The organism is Thalassobacterium maritimum (assembly GCF_031127805.1).
GTDB lineage: Bacteria > Verrucomicrobiota > Verrucomicrobiia > Opitutales > Coraliomargaritaceae > Thalassobacterium > Thalassobacterium maritimum.
The window spans coordinates 15249-35641 of the sequence record NZ_JARXHW010000037.1 but is presented as its reverse complement, the minus strand read 5'-3'; the positions used below and the strand labels follow the sequence as shown (position 1 = coordinate 35641).

At 51.8% G+C, this 20393-nt stretch carries 13 protein-coding genes; 4 read left to right on the top strand and 9 right to left on the bottom strand.

From position 1 onward, the window contains the following. Both QEH52_RS14280 and QEH52_RS14275 read right to left on the bottom strand, forming a co-directional pair. Window positions 1-1404, bottom strand: a complete 1404-nt coding sequence (locus tag QEH52_RS14280; RefSeq protein WP_308951332.1) for a GH1 family beta-glucosidase — start codon at window positions 1402-1404, stop codon at window positions 1-3. Between the two features lie 136 nt (window positions 1405-1540). After that, the gene (locus QEH52_RS14275) at window positions 1541-3715 is read right to left on the bottom strand and encodes a golvesin C-terminal-like domain-containing protein (RefSeq protein ID WP_308951330.1); all 2175 of its coding nucleotides are present in this window, start codon (window positions 3713-3715) and stop codon (window positions 1541-1543) included. Window positions 3716-4283: 568 nt separating this feature from the next. Here QEH52_RS14275 and QEH52_RS14270 point away from each other — a divergent pair. Continuing rightward, a complete protein-coding gene (locus QEH52_RS14270) occupies window positions 4284-6050 on the top strand; it encodes a GH1 family beta-glucosidase (protein ID WP_308951328.1) in 1767 nt (588 codons plus the stop codon). Window positions 6051-6064: 14 nt separating this feature from the next. Here the strand turns inward: QEH52_RS14270 and QEH52_RS14265 are convergent, their stop codons facing one another. Together QEH52_RS14265 and QEH52_RS14260 are read right to left on the bottom strand one after the other, a co-directional pair. After that, window positions 6065-6685: a hypothetical protein gene (locus QEH52_RS14265; RefSeq protein ID WP_308951327.1), complete on the bottom strand. Its 621-nt coding sequence runs from the start codon at window positions 6683-6685 to the stop codon at window positions 6065-6067. A 92-nt stretch (window positions 6686-6777) separates the two neighbouring features. After that, window positions 6778-10464, bottom strand: a complete 3687-nt coding sequence (locus QEH52_RS14260; protein WP_308951325.1) for a hypothetical protein — start codon at window positions 10462-10464, stop codon at window positions 6778-6780. 197 nt (window positions 10465-10661) lie between these two features. Between QEH52_RS14260 and QEH52_RS14255 the strand changes: the two genes are divergently transcribed. Then, window positions 10662-10802 carry a hypothetical protein gene (locus QEH52_RS14255; protein ID WP_308951323.1) on the top strand — a complete coding sequence of 47 codons (141 nt, stop codon included), beginning with the start codon at window positions 10662-10664 and terminating at the stop codon, window positions 10800-10802. Window positions 10803-10869: 67 nt separating this feature from the next. After that, window positions 10870-12225 (top strand): sulfatase family protein, encoded by a 1356-nt coding sequence (locus QEH52_RS14250; RefSeq protein WP_308951322.1) that lies wholly within the window; start codon window positions 10870-10872, stop codon window positions 12223-12225. Window positions 12226-12338: 113 nt separating this feature from the next. On the opposite strand, the gene QEH52_RS14245 is transcribed toward QEH52_RS14250, so the two are convergent. Beyond that, window positions 12339-13229, bottom strand: a complete 891-nt coding sequence (locus tag QEH52_RS14245; RefSeq protein WP_308951320.1) for an AraC family transcriptional regulator — start codon at window positions 13227-13229, stop codon at window positions 12339-12341. A 113-nt stretch (window positions 13230-13342) separates the two neighbouring features. Between QEH52_RS14245 and QEH52_RS14240 the strand changes: the two genes are divergently transcribed. Continuing rightward, window positions 13343-14287, top strand: coding sequence for an SDR family oxidoreductase (locus tag QEH52_RS14240; protein WP_308951318.1), 945 nt, complete (start codon window positions 13343-13345; stop codon window positions 14285-14287). Window positions 14288-14306: 19 nt separating this feature from the next. Here QEH52_RS14240 and QEH52_RS14235 read toward each other — a convergent pair whose 3' ends face one another. The 4 genes from QEH52_RS14235 to QEH52_RS14220 form a co-directional block, all read right to left on the bottom strand. Beyond that, window positions 14307-16661 carry a glycoside hydrolase family 31 protein gene (locus QEH52_RS14235; protein WP_308951316.1) on the bottom strand — a complete coding sequence of 785 codons (2355 nt, stop codon included), beginning with the start codon at window positions 16659-16661 and terminating at the stop codon, window positions 14307-14309. Window positions 16662-16748: 87 nt separating this feature from the next. Then, on the bottom strand, window positions 16749-18533 hold the full coding sequence (locus tag QEH52_RS14230; RefSeq protein WP_308951314.1) for a polysaccharide deacetylase family protein: 1785 nt from the start codon (window positions 18531-18533) through the stop codon (window positions 16749-16751). A 10-nt stretch (window positions 18534-18543) separates the two neighbouring features. Continuing rightward, window positions 18544-19584, bottom strand: a complete 1041-nt coding sequence (locus QEH52_RS14225; protein ID WP_308951312.1) for a polysaccharide deacetylase family protein — start codon at window positions 19582-19584, stop codon at window positions 18544-18546. A gap of 130 nt (window positions 19585-19714) precedes the next feature. Next, a complete protein-coding gene (locus QEH52_RS14220; protein ID WP_308951310.1) occupies window positions 19715-20383 on the bottom strand; it encodes an SGNH/GDSL hydrolase family protein in 669 nt (222 codons plus the stop codon). Window positions 20384-20393 lie beyond the last annotated feature (10 nt).

Below are 20393 nucleotides of genomic sequence, written 5' to 3'. Positions count from 1 at the left end.
TTATGTGGATGCGAGTGCTGGGGAGGTGGAGACGACAGGTGTCTCATGCAAAGTCGCACCATTGGATTTAATGACATCGCGATACCAGTAAGCCGAGTCTTTAAGTGTGCGAACCTGAGTATTGTAATCAACATGGGTTAGGCCAAAGCGGTGTTTGTAGCCTTCAGCCCATTCGAAGTTATCCATGATGGACCATTGGAAATAGCCACGCACATCGACGCCGTCCTTAATCGCGCGCTCTAAGCCAAGCAAGTAGCGTTGGAGGAAGTCGATACGGTGCGTGTCGTGTACGCGGCCATCCAGTGAGACCCAATCCGGCATGGTTAGACCGTTTTCGGTGATGACCACTGGCAATTTGTAGCGCTCGGATAGGTATTTTGTGCCCCAGTAGAGCGCGTCGTCAGATCGCTCCCATAAGAAGTGCGTGCGTGGGCCACCAACTTCCTTTTCAGTTAGTTCAGGTTTTCCGTCGGGACCTGCTTGTGTTTCACTGCCGTGATAGATATTGCAGCCGTAGAAATCGAGCGGTTGTTGGATGGTGTCAAAGTCAGAATCCTTGAATTTCGGTAGGTGCTTTGCGTAAGCCTGAAGCCCTTGTTCGGGGTAGTGCCCGAGCACAGGCGCGTCGCCCCACCAGCGGTTATTCCAGCAATTATCGCTCCAGACGCCATCCATTGCCTTATACGCAGCTTCGATATCTTCAGGTTTGTCGCTGGCAGGATAGTTGATGCAGCCGACAGGTGCCCAACCAATCGAAGGCGTCTTTTTAGCGCGTGCACGAATGGTTTGTACGGCAAGGCCGTGAGCGATCAACGAGTTATGACCCGCCTTGAGTACTTCACGCATGCCGAGCTTCAGGCCGGGCGCATGGTCACCATGTAAGTGGCCTAAACCGATGAAGCATTGTGGTTCGTTGAGTGTGATCCAATTGCTGACACGGTCTGAAAGGCGATCAACGATGACTGCGGTGTATTCCGCAAACCATTGTGGGCTTTCCGGGTTGAGCCAGCCGCCGCGATTAAACAGTTCCGTGGGGTAGTCCCAGTGGAAAAGTGTGACCCACGGATCAATGTCTGCAGCCAAGAGCTCGTCGATGAGGCGATCGTAAAAGCCGAGTCCGGCTTCGTTGATCTTGCCTGTTCCATTGGGGATGACGCGTGGCCAAGAAACAGAGAGACGGTAGGCTTGTAGGCCCACTTCAGTCATTAATTTGACGTCATCTTTGTAGCGATTGTAGTGATCGCAAGCAACGTCGCCGGTGTGCCCTTCCCATACTTTTCCTTTTTGATGCGCGAGCATGTCCCATACGGACTCTCCTTTACCATCGGCTTGCCAAGCCCCTTCGATTTGATAGGAAGCGGCGGCGGCGCCCCAAGTGAAATTTGACGGGAATGATGTACTCATGTGAATGTTTCTATTGATCTGTAATGTTTACCACGATGCTTGAGTGGGGCGTGGGCTATTTGTGAAGGCCCTAAGATAGCACTTTTGCCTTCAAACTAGTTAGCTGTCTGCTGATTGAGTATGTGTCTTATACTGATTAATTACCGACCCGTAGTAGGCGTATGCCATCGGCGATCACATAGCCATCGGTGCCATCGGTTCGGATTTCGACGCTGCCGGTGGTGGCGGCATCGAATTCTTTTTCGCCTAGCAGTACCCATTTGCCGCCATCTTCCTGTTGATTTACAGTAACTGTGGTGGTGCCATCGCTGCCTGTCAGGTCGATGGGCACATTGGTGGCTCTGTTTGTATAGCTAGTCCAGCGAGCATATACCCAATAGGTTCCAGAGAGGGGGACATCGATCTGATAGTTGAAGGACTTGTTGCCCTTGTCTGTGTTGCCGTCATGCGAATAATTACTGCCGTAGTAGCCGTTGTTGGTGCTAGAGCTGCTCCATGTGCCCGTTTGGCTGACCTGGGAGCTGTCCGTATTGTCGATGATGAGTTCGCTGATGGTAATCGGAGTGCGTGTGCCAGTCCATGCGCGAACCCAATCGACTTGCATGACTTGATCGTCTATGAGGTCAGTGACGCCGTTATTATCCCATCCACCGAGTTGCATGGAGAGAATCATGAAAGCAGGCGCACTTGGAATGCGGGAATTGCTCCATTCAGCAGTCTTTCGTCCGTCAATGTAGAACTCGAGTAAGTCGTCTTGCCAGTAGACGCCATAGGTATGGAAGTCGTCTGTTGTGGCTGGGTAGGTGATTTTCCCCCAATTGGTATGTTGATGCTGAGAGCCGTAACCATCCCAGTGAGTGGCGTGTTGGGTGGTGTCTTGGCCCCAAATTCCCAGTGATTCCATGATGTCGATCTCCATGCCGTCGCCGTAGGTGTGAGTGCCGGAACCGTAACTGTCTGAAACGAAGTTTTCTGTCGCGCTCCCAAAGTTTGTGTCGGCGTAGCTGCCCCGGCTGACGTGGGCATCCTCGCTTACGTAGTAGGTGACGCCATTGATGATCAATTGCGGTCGATCCGCTTGATTCGCAGCTTCCTTACTGTGGAATTTTACCGATCGGTTGCGCATAAATGTATCCGCCAAAACAATACTGATAATCTTGTCGTCGTCCATTTGCTCACTGACGAAATCGGTAATGTCTAGCGTGACCTCTTGGCCCACGGTGTTGATCTCGCCCCATTTTTGTTCGATCCAAACAGGATCTGCGGCCGGTTTATTATTCCAGGTGAGAGTGGATTCGTTCCATGAATCATCACGCAGCTTCATGTAAACCAAGTTATTCGGGACGGAGCCCTGAGTTTTAATTGCAGATGCCTTTAGTTTAAGCACCGCACTGGTGATTGTCCCGGGGCTTGCATTGCTGAGGTCAAACTTGAGGTAGGAGCGATAGTAGCCTTCCAACCAGCCGTAATTAGCGCGGTCAGGCATCATCCAGAAGGCGGGCCATAAGCCTTTGACTGCTGGATATTTGATACGCGCCTCAAAGTATCCATACTGTTGGCGATACACATCGTAGGTGCTCACTTGGCATCCGGAGTTACTATAGCTACTGCCCCCTATACTGCCGGAGTCGGTGCTCGCTTTAAGATTCAGGTATCCATCGGCTACGGTAACATTCTTATGGTTGTTGCCGCCGCTGCCGGGCATGCCGGCATAGGTGGTGGCAAAGCGCCATTTGTTTCCGTCTAAAGCCGTGCCATCAAAATTATCTTCAAAGGTGAGTTCCCAGTCCCCTTCAATAGATGGGACTGGTTCGACAGGCTCTGGAGCAGTCACAAAGCGCACGGCATCGGCGATCACGTAGCCATTGGTCAATTCATTGCCGATGCGGACAGTGCCCGAGTTGCCGGCATCGAAAGGGTAGGTGCCTAGCAGGACCCATTCACCGCCGTTGGCTTGCTGATTCACTTCAACATAATCGATACCTGAGGAGTGTGTGATGTCGATTGGGACGTTGCTGGCTCGGTTTGCGTGCTCGGACCAAATCGCATACACTTCATAGGAGTCGCTGCTAGGCAAGGTGGGGGCGAAGAGCACACTCTTGGCTCCCTTGCTGGTATTGCTGTCGTGCAAGTAGTCTGCACCATAGCGATCGCTGGAGTAATTGCCGGTAGTCCATGTTCCGGTGCTTGTGACGCCGCTCGGCGCGGCATTGTCTAGGATGATTTCGGCGGCATGAACTTCGCTGCAAACACATGCAGTGAGTAGGGCGCGCAATATGAATTGGGGGCAGCTCGTTTTTTTGAGAGGCATAGTGGGGATCTTATTTTGGGGTTAATTTGAGTCTTTCGGGTAGTCAAAAGACTTCAGGCATAGAATATACATCAGAACATGGACTTTAGGGGAGTCAGTCGCTGTTTAGGCATGTGGGGATCGCTGACTTTGGGTGTGCTTAGCGAAATTATTACAAATTTTCGCTCAGTTTGGCGGCAAGTGGAGGCGTAGGAAGCCTTTGTCCTTTGCCTTTACATCGATGGATACTTTTAGGGTTCGGTCTGCGCTTTCGCTTTCGTAGTGCAGCGTCTCGGAACGGTTGCTGAGTGTAGTCCGTAGCTGCAGTCGATGAACCTTTTATCGTGAAAAATGCTGCCATTCTCCATGTGTCAAAGGCTTGCTCCGCACTCGAGGCTTGAAGCGCGTGTTGCCGACCACATCGAAAGTGCATGAAGTGTTAGCCGTCTGCTAGCTAAATATGTGTGATTTGCTGATGATTTGTCTTCTATTGGCAGTTTACTCTTTTTTTATTGAACAGCATTTGACAAGGAGTGTGCTTTGTGGGTTTGTGGGCCTTGGTATGATCCATTCCTCTGCTACCTGAATTATGACAAAGAGCTCGAGCCTATTTCCTGAAGATTTCATGTGGGGAGCATCGACTTCCTCCTATCAAATTGAAGGGGCGCATGATGCGGATGGCAAAGGTGCGTCTATTTGGGATGCGTTTGTGCAACGTGAAGGCCGTATTTGGCGTGGGCAGAGTGGGCGAGTCAGTTGCGATCATTATCATCGCTTTAAGGAAGATGTTGGGCACATGCAGATCATGGGGCTGAAGGCTTATCGTTTTTCCATTTCGTGGTCGCGTATCTTGCCTAATGGCACCGGTGCCATCAATGAGGCTGGGGTCGCGTTTTATGATGCCTTAATTAATGAGTTACTTGATAATGGCATCGAGCCTTGGGTGACGCTTTACCATTGGGATTTACCCTACGAACTCTTTCTCAGAGGCGGTTGGCTTGATCGTAATAGTTCGCTTTGGTTTGCGGAGTATACGAAAGTTGTGGTGGATCGTTTTTCGGATCGAGTGAAGCACTGGGTGACGATCAATGAGCCGCAGTGTTTCATCGGTCTAGGGTATCGAGATGGTTTGCACGCCCCCGGGATGACTTTGAGTTTTAAGGAATGCCTGATGGCAGGCCATAATGCGCTGTTGGCACACGGACGATCGGTGCAAGTGATTCGTGAACATGCGAAGCAAACTCCGATCATCGGCTGGTCTCCATCGGGTTCGGTGTACCGACCAGCTACAGGTAGCCGAGATGACATTAGCGCGGCGCGTGAAGCGACCAGTGCCATTTATTCTGATAATGTGTGGAACACGCGTTGGTGGTCGGACCCCGCGATTCTTGGGCACTACCCCGAGGAAGGCTTGAAGGCTTATCAGCAGGCATTGCCGAGTTTTCCTGCATCGGATTTTGAAATTATTCAGCAACCGCTGGATTATTACGCCTGTAATATTTTTCAGGTTTCGTCTGTCCGCATGAGCGATGAGGGCACGCCGGTTGCCGTCCCACTGATAGAGGGTGAGGAGATCACGCTTTACGAGTGGACGCAGCATTCCGATAGCCTCTACTGGGGGCCACGTTTTATACATGAGCTCTATGACCTACCGCTGGTGATCACGCAGAATGGTTTCTCGACCTTAGACCGAGTGAGTTTGGATGGCGCAGTGCATGATAGCAATCGTACGGACTTTATCATTGGGCATTTACTGGCCCTGCGAAGAGCGATGGATGAGGGGGTGGATGTGCGCGGTTACTTCCATTGGTCTCTACTTGACAATTTTGAGTGGCAAGAAGGGTTTAAGCACCGTTTTGGTTTGATACATGTGAACTATCAGACCCAAACTCGAACGTGGAAAGATTCGGCTTACTGTCTGCAGAAAATTATCGCTTCGAATGGCAACAGCTTGAAGGAGTATATGCATTCAGACTCGGAGCCCGTGCCTTTTGTGGTTAAAGAAGCAAAGCGCTATATCGATGCCAATTTGGCGGAGACCTTTAATGTGAAAACGATCGCAGCTCATTTAAACTGTCACCCGGATTTCCTAAGCCGACGCTTTAAGCAGTTTGTCGGTACCAGTCTGAGTGAGTATATTCGGCAAATTCGTTTAGATTTTGCACGTAATTTATTAAGAGACCCCGATGTCCATATCGGAGATGCGGCGGATCGAGCCGGCTTCTCGGATCGCATCCATTTCAGTAAAGTATTTCGTAAAGAAATGGGGATGACCCCCAGCCAATATAAACAGCAATTCCGAGTGCCTGTGGGAACCCCAGTGGCTGAAGTGGCCAAGAACCCTCGTCTGACATAAAGGGGGAAGAATCATTAGCGGACGTATTGGCGGCCTTGGTCGTCGGTGCGGATTCTCTCTCTCATTTCTCGGTCAATAATTCCAAGTGGATTGGGGTCTCGCTTAGATGGGGGGATGTCGACTAGAAAGAGTGTAGTGCGGTAGTTATTACCTGTTGTTTGAGGTGCTGAACGAACGACTAGCCAGCCTTCATCCTGATCGTTGGCTGCGACTTTAAGCCAAGTCTTTGAGGTCTCTGGGTAGGGGATGCTTCCGGACTCCGCCGTGTTCAGCAGCAGGTTTTTTCCGGCAAGTTGAACCGCGAGTTGACGTTTTGAAAAATTATAAACGCGATATGTATTGGCTGGGAATTTTTCCAATGAGTGATCCATGACCACTGTTTTATATTCCAGTATGGAACCCTCGGGGTTACGGATGAGGAGAATAATGTAGGGCCCCCCGTCTGATAGTTTTGCCTCAGCCAATGTGGTTTTAATCGGAGGCAAGTTGGGATCCTCAGGATTGGGAGTTTCTTTGTAAAATACGACCTCTCCACTCTTCGGTGCAGGATATAGTCGAGAGAACGATCCAAGGCTAGTTCTTAGAACGACTGGCTCTTTATCGATATCGAAAAGCACAGTCTCGAATGATGCCATAGAGAGGACCCGGAATTGAGCCGGTTCTTCGGGAGCTGTCTGCGCAGTGCCATTTGATAGTAGCAGGCAGAAGGAACTGATAAGTGTAAGTGCTAGATGTCTGATGCTGAGAGCCATTGGAGGGATATGATTTTGAATTTACGGCCGAGTGTTTGATTGATGCTTCCATCTGTGGGGGCTTCATAGGCCTCTAAGGAATCGTCTACGTATTCGGGCAGACGTTGAACCACTGCTTCACACCAAGCCTGCCCGTCGACGACATTGGTCACTGGATTCACTGTCTCCCCATAAGTGCGAATCGTAAAGGTGTCTGAGCGAGCGCTGAGACTCGCTCCGATTTTGGCTAGGATGTCCGCCTGAGTTATGTATTTAGGAGCAAAAGCGGAGCGATTACCGACAGGGCTTGAGGGGCTGTCGCCGCCTTCGAGCATAGATTTGTCGTATGCATTGGTATACTGCGAGTTTTGATTGTGCTTACTGCCATCACCAGTGGCGAGTTCATCTTCTTGCCAGAAAGTGTTGGGACCTGCATCATTGGCTGCAAAAATACCAGTTTCTGTTCGATCGATTGCTGCTTGTAGCGGTCCTTTAAAGTTTTCGTGTTCCCACGATGCGTCTGTAGCTTGAGGGGCGCCATCATCTGTATTTGGATTGTCGTAAAGGCGTCGATTTACGAAGTCAGCGACTGATACGAATGGGCCACGGTTGCGAATTTCGGCGACGATATTGCGGGCGAGCTGGGCGATCTGGTTCTCGTCAAGCGTGCGATAGCCTTTCCATGGGTCGTCAGGATCATTGTCACCGTAGGGGCGACTGAAGCGCGGGAAAGAGGCATCTAGTTCGGGATTGGAGCCAGAGTCGGCATTTTCTGGGGTGAAATCCAGTTGTTTGCCTCCACCTAAGACTGCTCGCCAGGCTTGTTCGGATGTTGAATTGATATTGAAGCCTCCAGCCATCACCAGTGCGGCCGCCGACTTATCTGGGTCTTGAAGATCAATACTGTTTGAGTGGCGTTGATAGCGGGTATTGGGAAGTGCGTCTGGTACCGTGCCGGTGGCAGGCACTGTCGAGAAGTAATATTGGTCCCAGAGCGTACGATTGAGTAAATACGAAATGTCGTAGTATGCATTCATATCTCTCCTTAGAGAATAATTGTTGTCCGTAGTGATCTCATCAATGCGTGTCAGCTGATAACCGATCTGGTCTGGGTGTTTATTGTGCAGGTGGTAATCTGCTAAACTATTTCCAATGGGGTAGGAGGGGTAGCTGCCAAAAAAGGACAAGTTGGCGTGTTGTAGTTGTCCAATGGAGAAGAGATCTTGATCTTCATAGGGAAACTCAAAGAGCATGACATCGACAGCAGTGTTACCGTTGATTGAATCAAATCCAGAGCCTGCGGAAATGCGTTCTGGGGTGGATGAAGCTGCGTTGAACTTTTGCCATTTAACATTCTGCGCGGTCATACCAGATGTGGCGATGAATAGTACGTTAAAATTTTGATCTCGTATCGTTCGCCCGGTTCGCGTCGCACGCATGTTGCCTTGAGCGATCCAGCGTGTGGTGAACATAAATTGATCTTCATTGAATCGAGCGGTTAGGCCTGCTCCAGAGAACAAGGCATGGCCTAAGGCCACATAGGCTGGTTTATCCAATGAGTCGTATTCGAGGGGGTCTGCCAATTGCAGGATTTGATCCGCTTGACTATCGGTCCAGTCAATCGATTGATGTGTGTTATACCAACGTCGATTAAACTTATCACCAGTCGGAGCGCTGCTGGATGGGTTTTTCAAGCGATCGTGGTTTGGGCCAGTCGAAGCTTCCTTAAGTGTCCAGCTGGCGTAGAAAACGTTGTCAGCATCGACAGGTTCGCCCAGATACATGTTCCAACCGCCGCTACTGGTTAAGCTAGAGCCATTTGTTGCGATGAGTTGGTAGGCGACATCTTCTTCGCCTGCCTCAATTAATAATTGCGGCTGAGTGCCACTGCCTGCTTGTTTGAAAGGTACTGTTACGTATGAGTATTCGTTGGGCGCTTGATTTTGAAGCACGTTTTTCTGAGTATAACTTTTACCCGATTCAGTCTCTGGTAGTGAAAAAATCAAGCTTTGCCCAGGAGGGATATCTGGACAATCCAGTCGAAAACGTATAAACATTTGTTGGTTTTGACTATCACCCAGGCGCGAAAAGTCGAGTTGTTGACTGGCATCAACCATAGCTCCATCGGTTCCTGTCGCTTTTTGCACTTTAACATTAACGTTGTGAGTCGGGTAGCAGCCCACTTCGTAAGTGGATGCTTTGATTGTGAAGTTATAAGGATTCCAAAGAACCACTAGTGGATAGAGCTTGAGGAAAATGTTATCTCCTGCCTCAGCTACGTAATCGCCACTCGGTTTGCTTAGACCCATTGCAAAGCCCATAGCGTGGTATGTCAGAATGGGGGCGAGGCCGACGTGGTCTTCTACTCCATTTGTATTGATTGGAACACGGTCGGATTTGTCATGCGCAGGTAGAATTGGGTCGATTTCTCCGGAACTCGGGATGCGTGTTTGATAGAAGGTGCGTAGGTGCTTCCACGTCGGCATACCGTAGTTCTCCGAGAAGCCTCCTGTAGCGCCTGAGTGTCGCGGCCAAAGGGTGTTGGTATCGTAGGTTGGGTCACTGGAGGCGGGACTATAACTCTCGTCCAGTAGGATGCTCAGGTCGCGTTTCAGCCCCCCTGCATAAGTGTCCGATAAAACTGAGAGCGAATAAGGAGTGACATCATGGAAGCGGTATTTGAGTGCGTCAGCCATTGTATCTGTATCACTGGAGATGAGTGCCGCATGGGCCGGAGATATGATCGAGTTGAGGGATTGGTCAGGCGTGTAGAGTGTGTCAATCAGTGGCCCGCTGGAAGCAGAGCTCTCAGACCAGTCCTGATTATCCAATGCCATGAGCTCGATGGCCGCACGTTCTGTGTTTGAAAATGCGTTACGCTGTTGTTCGACTTTTTCTGAAAATGATAAGGAGCTATCAGTGCCAGCCTGTGGTAAATTGATACGGGCCTTCATGCCATCGTCGCTGACCCACCATGCGTAGCGGTTGGCGGTGCCGTTACCTGAGTCGATGTCCACCGTCGGGGCCACTACGTAGTCGACGGGTGTATTGGAAGTATCTAGCGACGAGTGGACGCTATTAGGGCCGACCAAAAGGCGAGCTGGTTGTTCGCTGCCAGATGTGTCTGTAATCGTGAGTGTGGTGTCGGTGGCTTCGGTTGTCGCGCTCAGGCCTGTGACGGTGCCCAATGGCGTGGCCGTCACATTCGGTTTGCTTAGGATTTGTCCCTGACTGCTGACATCAGAATCGGGGCTAAAGTCCGATTCACTGCCGCTGACGAGCCAATTCAGTAAACGAGCGGGGGAGCCCTTCGAACTGACAATATTAGTGTCTGTAAGGTCTGCCGGGATTTTTTCAGGGCTTAAGTTATAGTCCGCTGCCACGGCGCTTCCATAAGCACCGATCCAGTGAGAATTGGGCGTGTCGGCTCCGTTCTCAACGTCGGCTCGGGCGGTGGTGCGTTGATCGGGACCGGTGTATTTCTGTAGTTGGCCAATGGCTACATTGAGTGCGAGGAGTGCATTCTGCTCCGCTTGAACTTGCTTGATCGCGATTGAACTCGACTGTGATTCGATTTTCGTGAGCGCGATAATGGATAGCATCAGCAGCAGCACGAAGGCCATCAATGAGAGTGCAAGCACCAGAGCAAAGCCATGCTCCTTTTGCTGGCGTGGCTTATGCATGTCTGGTTGCATCTCTGGTAGAGGCTGTTTTTTTTGTTTGGGGCACATTAAAATTACAGGGCATTGTTAAATTTGGGCTGATTAAACGAGGCATTATGTATAGAATAGCATCTCTAAGAGGGGCGGTGTTAGGCTTCTGCTGATTCAATATTAGTTCATTGCTGACTGTATTTTGAAGTTCGATCGAGCGCAAAGTCGTGAATCGTCTGCGTCAGGCGACTGCTTCGATGCGAAAAGACGGTGAGAATCGAGTTGCGATTATCAGTTCCAATGCGGAAAAAGAAGCTTCACCTCGTCTCGGACAAGCGGATGCGGTGCGTCCGAAAACGATACGCTGATTGCAGGGAGGAGGGCGGTAACTTTGCGTTGCATCATGCTATTAGCGGCATAATTTAATCTTCTTGTATGTCAGTAGAACACCCTAATATCCTTTATTTCGTCTGTCACGATCTTGGGCGGCATCTGGGCATTTATGATGCCTTGGTGCAGAGTCCGCATTTGGATGCCTTTGCACATTCGGGCACGACTTTTACTCAGGCTTATTGCAATTCGCCGTGTTGCAGTCCGTCGAGGGCCTGTGCTATGACGGGGCGTTACGCCCAGAGCACAGGGGCCATTGGCTTGTCTCATATGGGCTGGAGTTTGCCGCAGAGTGAATCCACGATCACAGATTATTTAAAAGCAGGTGGCTATGAGACCGCACACGCAGGGCTCGCGCACGAGCGCCTACCAGGCGAGAATGCCTACGAAGTGGAAATGGAGAAAGAGTGGGACGACTGGCAGGCTCACCGTGCGGTCGATCACGCGATCAAATATTTGGAATCCCGGGATCGTTCGCGGCCTTTTTACCTAAACATCGGCACCCAGCAGGTGCATGACACCGCATGGCATTTGGCCGATGAACTCTATGGTGGCGCCGTAGCGCCGGAGGATGTGCATGTGCCTTTGCAGTTTCCGGATACGAAGGCCACGCGCTGCGCTTTAGGCAAGTTTCAAGCCGCGATTCGTTTTTTGGATACACAGTTCCAGCGCTTGCTTGATGCCTTGGAGGCCCACGGTTATGCCGACAATACGATCGTGGTGTTTACGACGGATCATGGCATGGCCGGTTTGAGGAGTAAGGGCACACTATACGATCATGGTACCGAGACGGCCTTAATGCTGCGTGGCCCGGGGATTCCCGCCGGCAAGCGGTTCAGCGATCTGATCCCTAATATCGATATTCTGCCGACCTTGTTGGAAGCCTGCAATCTACCGGTTCCCGAGCAGGTCGAAGGACGTAGCTTCTGGCCCTTGATGCAAGGTAGAGTCTATCAGCCGAATGACGCCATTTTTATAGAACGGAACTTTCACGGGCAATCCAAGGGAGGGGGCGTTCCGGGCTATGAGGATCGCTATGACCCTGTGCGCTCCATCCGCACCCGGGACTTTCATTATTTGCTACATTGTAAGCCAGAGGCGAATCTGCATCAGTGGCAGGTCTTTGAGATTCCTCCGGAACACCGTGGTGATGACTCTCGCTTTTTCAGTGCCTGGCCGGCTTTTGATCAGCCGCGCGGCGAAGAAGAACTTTATCACGTCGCCGTGGACCCGCTGGAAAATTTCGATGTCGCGCAGCGTCCTGAGTTCCGCGAGATCAAGCAGCAACTCAAAGAGCGTTTGCTGGAGTGGATGACGGAACGGCAGGATTTCGCGCTAAGTGGGGATGTGCCTGAACGCCTGCACGCACCCGGGTGGGGTGAGTTTGATCAATTGTCTTGAGCATTGTGACAATGTCCTCCCATCCTGCCACGCGCTAGGACTTGATTTTTATAGGACGGTAGCAGAACGAAGCAGCAGTTAATGTGAAGCTGTAAACCTACATAAGAGTCTCATCATCTGATCGCATACGCTGGATTGGATTGGCACCACTGCCTCGGCGATAGACCATACATGCGCTTAAACTCGCGACTGAATTGAGAAGAACTGACGTAACCCACCTCCATCGCGGCTTCGGTGACATTCATTCCGGTGGCGATCTTCATGGCAGCAGTGTTCAAGCGCATCGACTTGATAAATTGGATGGGCGACAGACTAGTCGCTTGCTTGAACTTGCGGTGAAAGACTGCTCGGCTCATTCCCACCTGAGCGGCCATTTCTTGGATCGAGACCGCTTGGTTCAAGCGTGTTGATAAATACTCAATGCAGCGCGCGATTTCATTGCCCACACCAAAAGCGCGCCGCGCAGAACCGCCGGCTTCTCCCTTCAAAGTCGCGTAGTGGAGCTCCCGCAAGCGCCCCTCTCCAAGGACGGCTGTATCCGCGGGGCTCTCCCCTAATTGCAATAAACGCAGCAAGGATTCGGTAAAGGCATCATCCCAATGAGCAAGTGCAAATCCAGGTGGCAAGGGGCCGCTCTTAGGCTGCCGAATAGCTCCTGACGCATTTTCCATCTCTATGGCCAATTCAGTCATCACACGCGTATTGAGTGCAATCATCACGCCCAGCAGTGGGTTGTCAGGCGACGCAGTCGGCGTGCCAGCCTCGACTGGCATCGATAGTGAGCAACACATATATTGACTGCTATCGTAGACATAATGGCGACCATCTAAGATTACTTCCTTAGCCCCGCTTACGATAGCGATGATGCTGGGCTGATAGACCGCAGGGGAGCAGCGGAGCGGCTCAGTCACGCGAAAAACTTGCACGCCCTTTACTCCAGTTTCCAGGATGCCATCTTCATCAATCCGATCTTCAATAAGTTGCTTGATTAAGTCTTTGCGCATGCGAACAGCCTAGCACGAAAATCCGCGGAAATAAAAGCCAATGATACAATTAGGCATGTTTAAGCGATGATCACGCCTAGTTTTTCTCGGATCTAAGAGTTATAGTAGGCTGTATGACCAATACTACAGTGCAAACACAGGGCTGGACGCCCGATCAAATCAACTCCCTCGCGGGCAAGACCTACCTGATTACTGGGGCCAATTCAGGCGCTGGCTTCGAAGCCACACGCCTGCTCCTCACCAAAGGGGCCAAGGTGGTGATGCTCAATCGCAACCTAGAGAAGTCCTCCACCGCCATCGCAAAACTGCAAAAAGAATTCGGGCACGATGCCGATGTGAGTTTTGTGCGCATGGATCTGGCGGTCTTGGATTCCGTACGCAAAGCAGCGGCGGAGCTCATGGCGACGGTCCCTCGCATAGACGCGCTCCTTTGCAACGGCGCCATCGCTCAAGTAGCCAAGCAAGAAGTCACTGTGGACGGCTTTGAGAGTCAGCTGGGAGTGAACCACTTCGGGCACTTCTTACTCTGCGGCTTGCTGTTCGAGCGGATCGAAGCATCAAAGGGACGCATTGTAGTCGTCGGTAGCAATGCCTATAAAATGGGGCTCAAAAAGATTCAGTTCCACGACCTCAATTTTGACAAGAAATACACCGCATGGAACGCCTACGCTCAAAGTAAGCTGGCGCAAATGAGCTTTGGCTATGAATTGCAGCGCCGCGTGCAAGCTGCTGGTAAAAGCGTGCAAGTTCACGTCTGCCACCCAGGCGCCTCCCGCACGAATTTATTAAAGGACACCGCGAGCTGCTTTAACAAAGTCCTATGGGCCATCCTCTCGCGCGTGATCGCGCAATCCGCTGAAAAGGGTGCTTGGCCTGAAGTGATGTGTGCCACACAAGACGGGCTGAAGCCACAAGCGCTCTATGGCCCCACCAAACGAGCGGATACCATCGGCCCAGTGGGCGAATGCAAGCTGGATCCACTTGCGCTGGACCCGGAAATGGCCGATGAACTTTGGGCAGTTTCTGAAGAGAAGACACAGCTAAAGTGGTCGCTGTAAGCTCATCGACAGGCTAGAGTCATTCTGGGGCCGCCATGACTTTTAAATTAAGTGAACACCCGGCGAAGTTTAAATCAAAGGATGTCATAGAAATCACTTCATCGTTGAGTCGAACGCACTTGAATTCCTCCAGAACCATCAATCGGGCCTGAATCGCACCAAAGCCGGACTCAGCTTGCTCGATGCCGACATTCAGCTCGCCGTTGGCGACCTCAACGTTGACCTGTAAGCTTGAACGCTCGCCGTGTTGATAGGCTAAACTGCGTCCGTCATCTGCCGTATATTCATAGCGGAACTTGGCCTGAGTCTTGGCGGAAGCCACGATTAACAAGTCGACCGTGCGGAGATCTGTGCGATGACTCTCAGGGCTATCACGACGTAGTGGGATCACCGTGCCTTCTCGCAAATAAATGGGCGTGGTGCGGTCATTGCGTTCGACAGCTTCCAGCTGTTGATCGCCTGCATACCATTTTTGTTCAAAAGGAGCATACCAAGACTGTCCTGCCGGCAGTGGCACGGCTCGATGTGTGTTGTCTTCATCGACGAAGGGGGCCTGCAAAATGGCCGGTCCCGTCATGTAGGCATCCTCCACACGGTCCAAGTCCACCGATTCAGTGGATTCAAAATCATAAATCAATGGCCGCATGATCGCTTCCCCGCATTCAGCCTGTGCGACGAATAGATTATACAGGTAAGGCATCAACAGGTAGCGTAGTTGGATAAAATCCCGACAGACCTCTAAGGTGAGTGTATCAAAGGCCCAGGGCTCCTGATCGATTGTCGTTTTTTCACAGTGGTTTCTGAAAAAAGCGCCGAGGCATGCCGCCTTGGTCCAATCGCGCAGTAGCTTCGGGTGGGTGTCATGACCAAAACCACCAACATCCGCTCCGTTGAAGGGGATCCCACTTAAAGCGAGGTTCAGACTGGTCGGAATCGACATCCGCAAATAGTGGTAATTGGCCACGTTGTCGCCTGTCCAAACGGCCGCATATTGACCGCCGCCTGTGCTACTGGAGCGGGTGAGTAAGAAAATGCGCTCGTTGGGGTGTGCTTGCTCGAAACCCGCCCGTGTTGCTTTGGCCATGCCGGTGCCATATTGATTATGGAAGGTTCGGTGCGGGTGCTCCCCCTCTGCGCCCCAGAGCATGTCATAGGGGTTGGATTTGCCGACAGAGGGGTCGTTCATGTCTAACCATGCACCGATGATTCCAAGACTGGCAAAGGCTTCGACTTGAGCGGCCCACCAGGCTTGGGCGTCGGCGCGCGAGAAATCTGGAAAGACAGTCAGCCCAGGCCAAACCAAGCCGATAAAGTCGTCGCCTTCTGGGTTTTTACAGAATATCCCGGCTTCTTTACCAGACTGATAGACTGAATAATCGGGGTCTAACTTCACGCCCGGGTCGATGATTGGAACGACCGGGTGGCCCGCATCTAACATCGACTGAAACTCGCTCGCAGGCTCGGGGATCAAGTTGTCATCGGTGGTAAACACCCGGTATCCGTCCATGTAATCGATGTCTAGCCAGAGCCCATCCACGGGAATCTTGTGTGTCTCGAATTTCTCTTGAAGGCCTTGTAGTTGTTTTACGGATTCATAGCCCCAGCGACATTGCTGATAACCAAGCGACCAGATCGGAGGCAGCGGTGTGACGCCGACTAATTGTTGAAATGAGCGAGTCAACTCCGCCAAGCTCTTGGCCGCGAGTAGGAACAGGTCCGGTTGTCCGGATTCCGCACCGATGACCACCGAATCGAGGTCGTCTGTCTTCACAGTCGCAAAGGTCTCGATGTTTTGTTTGGCACCCACCGAGATGAAGGCTGATTCCGGGTTATTATAGAGTAATCCTACCCAAGCATTCTCTGTTTTAATGATCAGATATGGAATCGACACGTAGTATGGGTCCGGGCGGCCATCGACGACTTGCTGCATCGAAAAGTCGGCCCATACATCGGTATTCCAAAACTTTGTTTGCATTCCGGTATGCTCCAATGGGAGCAGCTTGGACCCAGCACCATAAAAGCGATGTGAGGGGTTATACCGAAAGCGGAACATTGAAGCTGAGCCAGATTTACCGAAGCTTCCTTTGGGGTATGCTTCGAGCATCGGAGTGCCATCGCATTGACTGAGAGCCAAGGCACCATTCGCTGATAGTTCCAATCGATAGTTCGATTCTGCGGATTCGGGGTAGCAGTAGTCTACTTGTGAATGATTCTGTTCCCAATCGCCACCTTGCACAGTGATTCGAAACACGTTGGAACCATACTGACGCAGATTTACGGGGCGTGTGTCGTTCGCAAAGGCAAAGCCAGACGCTGGCTGATAGGCATCGCTGAAACTAAAGTTGTGGCTGAAGGGATATTTATTGAAATACATGAAATAGCATTGGTTTGACCGGGCGCTAGTATGTCTGCCATGGATGTGTTTTTGTAACAGATAATTCTATTCTGAAACAGGCCAATGCTATTGATTGGGCCAAGTCAATTCCACGCGTCCGTTGCTTGCAGGAATGTCGCGACCTTGCCAGCGGACGGAGGTAACGCCATCGGGTAGGTCGAGGCTGAGTGGCATACGTTCGGCCAGCCATGGGTGGAGCCATGGACGTTGTAGTTTCATCAGGGTTCTATTGGCGCTGCTGGATTCGATGGAGAGATCGATGTTGTCTTGTGCCCATAGCCATAAAGCAAATTCATTATTGGAAGGATACCATGCGGACGGTTCACCGGCAAATTGTGCGACGAAATCATCGAACTTTTGCCAGCCCGCCTCGTTCTTGCCGATCTGCCAGCTGTGACCTTTTAAGTAGAAGACGCCGCCCTCTTGTTCGAGGAATTTGGGCCAGTCGGCGACAAGTGCTTTGTTGCCGCTGCCCCAGAGGCCATTGGAACGCATGACTAGCGGCTCGTCGATGTCCTCGATGGTCTGGCGGCGAGTCAGTTGACTGCGGCCAATCCAATAGCCGGCTTCGCGCACCGCTTGCAGCACGTAGTCGCCATCCTCGCTCTGAGCGGGGAAATAGCCGCTGGGATACGAAAAGGCGATGACTGGGTGGCCAAGCTGGTTTTCGAGCATCAGCCGCATGGAGGCCATGTTTTCGAGGGCGCCTTCGGGAGTCATGGTGTTGAGGGCGGTATGAGAACTGCCGTGTGAGCCGATCTCTGCGCCCATCGCTTCAAGCTGGTCCATAAACTTGAGCGCAGGGGAGTTGCCATTGAGCATGAATGTGGGCTTATAGCCGTGCTTAATGAGAATTTCGGCGCAACGTAGGTCTTCAGGTTTGCCGTCGTCCCAGGAGGTGAGGACGGCTCTTTCTTTACCTTGTGGAAATTGGGGAAAGGAAGGTGCCGCGCCGGAGAGGTTCGCGCCGTGTAGCTCGAGTGTTTCGATAACTGTGCGGGTGGGATCCACGGTGACAGCGAGTTCGCCTTCGATTCCATAATCTCTGTTGCGCGTGACCTTGTGTTTCATGAGGACAGTGGAAAAGAGGTCTTTGGTGAGGATCTTGACGCTCTGGAGTGGAGAGCGAATGTGGAAAGAGACCGAGTAGACACGTCTTTTTTTCCATTTATCAAGCTTGTAAGAGAGCGGGATCGGGAGACCTTCAGAGCCTTCGACGACAGCCTCGCCTGCTTGCGTCATATAGCCGCCGAGGGACCAGTTTCCGGTAGGTAATGGAAAGGGTAAGTTGACCGAACCGTCGTCGGCCACGGGCAGCTCGATGGTAATGGCATCGCTTGGGGCCAACTGTGTCGGGGATGCTTGTTCGAGCGTGATTCGACTGACCGGCCAAGTGTTATTCCAACGCCAGAGATCGCCTTTCGGATCGATGCGCACGCTTTCGCTGGGAGTGCTCGTATGAATCCAGAATTCGAAGCGTTGGGCTTCGCCTGAAGCAACGTAATTATAATTGGAGGCCACGAAGACGGAAGGATTCTGCCCGCCGACCATCATGATGCTGATATCGCGATTGGCGTAGCTTTGTTTATGATCACTTTCGACGACGCCGTGCCACCAGCCTGCGGGGAGAGGGGTGTCGAGTTTCCATTCAATGTTTGCGTCTCTGGATTTTTCAAAGTTAGCCTCACAGGATCGGTCCAGGGTCACGCCCGTGCTGATGACTTTTCCGCCGAAAGATTGTTCCGGAAGTAGCGTGATACGGCCGTCGATTAAGCGAGGAGCTTCGGCTGCTGAGATGAGCGGCAAGCATAGTGCCAGAGAAAGTATCAGTTGTGTGAATCGTGTGTGCATGGGAGGTCGATTAAAGTTTTACGGGTGTGATTTGGATCTGCGGGCCATTCGGCAGCGCGTCGAAGGTGAGTTCGCCATCTTCGGCGGAAGCGAGCCATTTGGATTCGCCTTGGGTGATGTGACATTGCTTCCAACTCGAGGGCACTTTAGTGATGAGGGTCAGCGGTAGGTCGTAGAGCTCAGGATCCACATCGGCGGACAGTTTCAATTCGATCTTGGATTCGTTGGCATTCAACACTTCGACGGTCGCAGCCTCACGCTCGGTTTTGTATTGATGCCAGGAAATGTGGTCGGTGACCCAGAGCTCGTTCGCCGCTTGTTTTTCGGCGAGATCGTCCAGTAGCGGAAAGAAAATGTCCTGCTTGAGTGCCCAGAAATCCTGCCACTTGGCGCCAATGCGTTCGACACCGTGCAGGATGAGATACTCCGTGCCTTGCGTGGCGATTGCTTTTTCGGCTAGCGCAGTCATTTCTTCCAATTCTTGCAAATGATACACCGCACCATGATCCCTAAACGTGGGGCGCCGGATCATGTTGTCCTCTTCCAATACGCGAATCAGGTCCTCTTTCGGCAGCGTCCATTTACCCTTCTTCACGCCTGGTTGGGCAAAGGAGATCAGGCGCTTGGGCTTGCCCGGAATGGGCTGCAGTTCTTCGCGAATGATACGGGTGCATTCCTTGATCTCGGTTTGTGCGTGCTGGTAGTCGCGCACCCCTCCATGAGTCATGGTGTGGTTGCCGTAAATAATGTAGCCGCCTTGGATGGCCTCGGCCCATTTCGCGGCAATTTGTTTATATTCACCTTTGTCGGGCACCATGTAAAAGGTGGCGGTGAGTTGGCGCTCTTGCAGTGCCGGCACGCCGACTTGGAGTTGACCGGGCCAACCGTCGTCGAACATTAGCATGAATGCGGCCGTGCGGTTATCTTTCCATGTGGCCACCTGGGTGTGACCGATGCTTTCGTTTGCTTGGCTGGTCGTGGCCAGCGAGAGCGTGCACAGGGCGAGTAGCCGACAGAATTGTTTCAATACGCGAGTGGCTGAAGTAAGCATGATATTAGGGGGGGCTGTGCTGGGGGAGGAGAGGAACGAGAACGGCAATAGTTTCAAGCTAGGTATGTGATCAAGGCTCGCCGGCTTCGAGCTTCGCGGAACTTTAACAGTAAGTTTGCTTGGTGCTTTGTTATTGAGCCGCTTGGTTCACGACAATACCGCAGGCTTTGAGAGCTTCACCAGCGATAATCATCGCACCAAGATGACTAAAATGTAGGCCGTCACTATAAATGCTATGTCCTTGATACTGCTCATATAGTTCCTGCGATTTTGCTTTGAGTGGTGTGCCGATATCGATCAGCTGCACTGTCGACATGCTATTGGCTAAGCGAGCTTGGACTTGGTAGTAGGGCTTACGTTGTGCTTCCTTAGTTCGCGCTTCTTCACTGGCACCGACACAGGCTTGTATATTGTGCAGTAAGACCAGTTGTCCGCCCCAAGCTGCGAGCTTTTCTACATAGCACCGAAGCGTTGATTCGAAGTGATCCAATGGAATGGCTTTACTCGCATCGTTACTACCCAGAGTCATAAACACCCAGTCGGGACGAATTTTTGCGATGCTTGCATCAAAGCGGCGCTCCAAATCGAGGCAAGTCGAACCGCCGACTGCGGCGGTCCGAAAGTTGAGTTGCAGGTCCGGCCGCCATGCGAAGAGGAGTTCGGAAAAAACGTCGGACCAAGAGCGGTGGTTATTGCTGATGCGCAGCCAAGGCCATTGGTCGAGTGTCGGCTCGGATCGCAATGCCGTCAGGCTGTCGCCGTCGAAGGCGATGGTTTGCTTCGCTTCTAGACGAATCATGGTGCGGCTC

Coding starts and splice junctions, on each gene's coding strand:
- QEH52_RS14265 (WP_308951327.1), bottom strand. CDS start 6,685: ATGGCATCATTCGAGACTGTGCTTTTCGATATCGATAAAGAGCCAGTC.
- QEH52_RS14270 (WP_308951328.1), top strand. CDS start 4,284: ATGACAAAGAGCTCGAGCCTATTTCCTGAAGATTTCATGTGGGGAGCA.
- QEH52_RS14275 (WP_308951330.1), bottom strand. CDS start 3,715: ATGCCTCTCAAAAAAACGAGCTGCCCCCAATTCATATTGCGCGCCCTA.
- QEH52_RS14235 (WP_308951316.1), bottom strand. CDS start 16,661: ATGTATTTCAATAAATATCCCTTCAGCCACAACTTTAGTTTCAGCGAT.
- QEH52_RS14280 (WP_308951332.1), bottom strand. CDS start 1,404: ATGAGTACATCATTCCCGTCAAATTTCACTTGGGGCGCCGCCGCCGCT.
- QEH52_RS14230 (WP_308951314.1), bottom strand. CDS start 18,533: ATGCACACACGATTCACACAACTGATACTTTCTCTGGCACTATGCTTG.
- QEH52_RS14220 (WP_308951310.1), bottom strand. CDS start 20,383: ATGATTCGTCTAGAAGCGAAGCAAACCATCGCCTTCGACGGCGACAGC.
- QEH52_RS14240 (WP_308951318.1), top strand. CDS start 13,343: ATGACCAATACTACAGTGCAAACACAGGGCTGGACGCCCGATCAAATC.
- QEH52_RS14260 (WP_308951325.1), bottom strand. CDS start 10,464: ATGCATAAGCCACGCCAGCAAAAGGAGCATGGCTTTGCTCTGGTGCTT.
- QEH52_RS14250 (WP_308951322.1), top strand. CDS start 10,870: ATGTCAGTAGAACACCCTAATATCCTTTATTTCGTCTGTCACGATCTT.
- QEH52_RS14225 (WP_308951312.1), bottom strand. CDS start 19,584: ATGCTTACTTCAGCCACTCGCGTATTGAAACAATTCTGTCGGCTACTC.
- QEH52_RS14245 (WP_308951320.1), bottom strand. CDS start 13,229: ATGCGCAAAGACTTAATCAAGCAACTTATTGAAGATCGGATTGATGAA.